Annotated in this window: 2 protein-coding genes; both read left to right on the top strand. The window is 72.9% G+C overall.

Going from position 1 to position 2,757, the window contains the following annotated elements; translation table 11 throughout:
- Positions 1-69 precede the first annotated feature (69 nt).
- Positions 70-2,331: a right-handed parallel beta-helix repeat-containing protein gene (locus AC5L35_RS37260; protein ID WP_495064464.1), complete on the top strand. Its 2,262-nt coding sequence runs from the start codon at positions 70-72 to the stop codon at positions 2,329-2,331.
- 9 nt (positions 2,332-2,340) lie between these two features.
- Positions 2,341-2,757, top strand: a 417-nt coding sequence (locus AC5L35_RS37255; RefSeq protein WP_495064463.1) for a polysaccharide lyase, incomplete at its 3' end; no start/stop codon positions are given.

The following is a 2,757-nucleotide window of genomic DNA, read 5'->3' as shown; positions in this document are numbered from 1 at the left end:
CGTGGAGAACGGCGTGGTCGTGCGTACCACCACCGATGACGACCACTCCACACCGGAGGAAATCTCCGCATGAGACGCACCTGCACCCGGCTGCTGCTCCTGGCCGTCGCCCTCACCACTGCCACCATCGCCCTGCCGGCCACGCCCGCGGCCGCCGGCACCGTCATCCCCGCCGCCCAGGCGCTCCCCGCCCAGTCACCGCCGGAGCCGGGACCGCTGCAGCCCGAACCTGAACCGGAACCCGAGCCGCGGCCACAGCCCGCTCCCCTCCGCCAGCCCCCGACCCAGTCGCAACCGCAACCACAGCCGCAGCAGCGCCTGCCGCGGGCCGTGCCTCAGCCCCCGACCCCACCGCAGCCGCCGCGCCTGACCCCGCCCGAGCCCGTCCTCGAGCCCGCGCCACAGCCGCAGCCCGCACCCCGGCTCGTCGCCGATCCGCCGCCCGCTCCTCCCGCAGCGGCCCCACGGCGGATCGTCGCGGGAGGACGCCCGGCGGCCCGACCGGCCCGACCCGTGCAGCGGACCACGTCCTCGGACCTCGCGCGGCAGGCCCGTGAGCGCGCAGCCGAACGTTCCCGGCAGCAGGCCGCGGCGGCCCTGGCCGCCGGCCGGAGCGCGGCGGCGAACGACAAGATCCGGATTGCCTGGGAAGAACGGGGCCGGCCGAGCCGGATGGCGATCGTGCGCACCACCCGCGTCGACGTGGTGGCCGACGGCCGCCTCACCCAGCAGGTCCCCCTGCGGCCCGGCCCGGTCACCATCCACGTGCTCGACCAGTCCCTGCCTCCCACCTGGATGCGTCAGACCACCGACACCGCGCTGCTGGCCGCCACCGTGATCCTCACCCCGGGCACCACGATGGACGTCTCGGCAGACGTCTCGGGGATCCGCACCCTTGCTCTCGCCGGCGGTCCCAGCACGGTCGACACTGCCTCCCTCTACACCGGCGGCGGGCGCCTGAGTCTGCGCGGGCTGACCGTCACCTCGGCCGACCCGGCCACCGGCCAACCCCTGCCCCCGTCGCCCGGACGTCCGTCGATCGTCGTCACCGGCCAGGGACGGCTCGACGCCACCGACACCACCATCACCGACCTGGGCACTCCCGCCCTCGACACCGACAACGGCCACGCCGCCGTGTCGTTCAACCCCGCCAGCACCGGCGCCCTGGTCCGCACCACCTTGGCGCGCAACAGCACCGGACTCGAACTGTCCCGCTCCGACGCCGTGCACCTCGACCAGGTCACCGTCAGCGAGTCCACCGCCGACGGGATCGTCCTGCGCGGCGACCGCGCCACGACCATGAACGACATCCGCGCCGAACGAAATGCCGGCAACGGGGTGATCGTCACCGGGGAGAGCACGGACCGGCCCATCACCGGTGTCTCCACAGCACGCAACGGGGTGTTCGGCGTCGCCATCATCGGTCAGACCGGTATCCAGGTCATCGGGGTCGCCACCGCGTCCGACAGGTCGGGCGGCCTGCGCCTGAGCCGTTCGAAGAACGTGATGGTCACCGGCTTCACCGCCACCGACCAGCCGATCGGCATCTTCACCCACGTCAACAGCGCAAACCTCACGCTCGACCACGTGACGGTGACCAGGGGCCGGCGGGGAATGGTGGTGGAGAAGAGCACCCAGGGCATGACGGTGCGCGACTCCACGTTCCAGGGCGCCAGGGTGGCCGGGGTGTCGGTCGGCGGCCAGGACGTCACCCTCACCGACCTGCAGATCACCGACTCCGCCACCGGGGTGCGCATCGAACGCGGCGCCAGGACCGTCACCGTGACCGGCCTGCGGCTCCGCGGCGGCCAGGACGGCATCGTCGCCACGCCCGACACCACCGGCGTGCTCGTGCAGGATCTCGTCGCCGACAACGTCGCGTCCGATGCCGTGCGTACCTTCAGTCCTGGCACCCGCATCGTGGGCGGCCGCATCACCGGCGGCACCACCGGCATCGACGTCGCCGCCGCCACCACCATCTCCGGCACCGTCATCGACCACGCCCAGGAGGGAATCCGCTCCCGCTCGGCCCAACTCGTGCACGCCGACAACGTCGACGTCACCACCACCGCCCTGGGGATCAATGCCGCCGACGGCAGCCCGTTCCTGCTCACCGCCTCCCGGATCCACGCCGCCGAAGCCGTCCGCGGCCAGATCGGCCAGGAAGGACCCAACGAGCTGAGCCTGCCCCCGCTCAACCTCCTCGGCGCCATCGGCATCCCACTGATCCTGCTGGCCATCGTCCTGGAACAGGTCCACACCCGCCGCCAACGCAGCTTCGCGGTCGCCTACCGCCGTTCCCCGCCCGTCCTCCCTTCCGCCGGCGGCTGAGCGATGGTCATGACGAAGCGCCGCGCACTGCGGCGCTCCGCCGCAGTGGCTGTGGGCGTACTGGTGGCGGGTGCGACGGCATGCGGCGCGGCATGGCCCCCTGCGGAGCCGACCCCACGGGCGGTGGACTCCGTGGTCACCCCGAAGGACCTGGAGTGGTTCATCGGCAACGGGCTCGACTACATCGGTGACGGCGACTTCGGGCTCGACCGGGCCCAACTTCTCACCACCTCCGACGCCCCCGGCGGCGTCCTGCTCCGCGTCTCCTACCCCGCCGGATCCGCCAGCCGCTCCGCCGACGGCCCCGACGGCGGCACCCAGGCCTACCTCCGCCTCCCCGACACCACCACCGACACCCTCGACCTGCGCTACCACCTGCGCTTCCCCACCGACTTCGACTTCGTCAAAGGCGGGAAACTCCCCGGC

Source organism: Pseudonocardia sp. OZ21, assembly GCF_059359135.1.
This window is presented reverse-complemented; position numbering and strand designations above follow the sequence as displayed.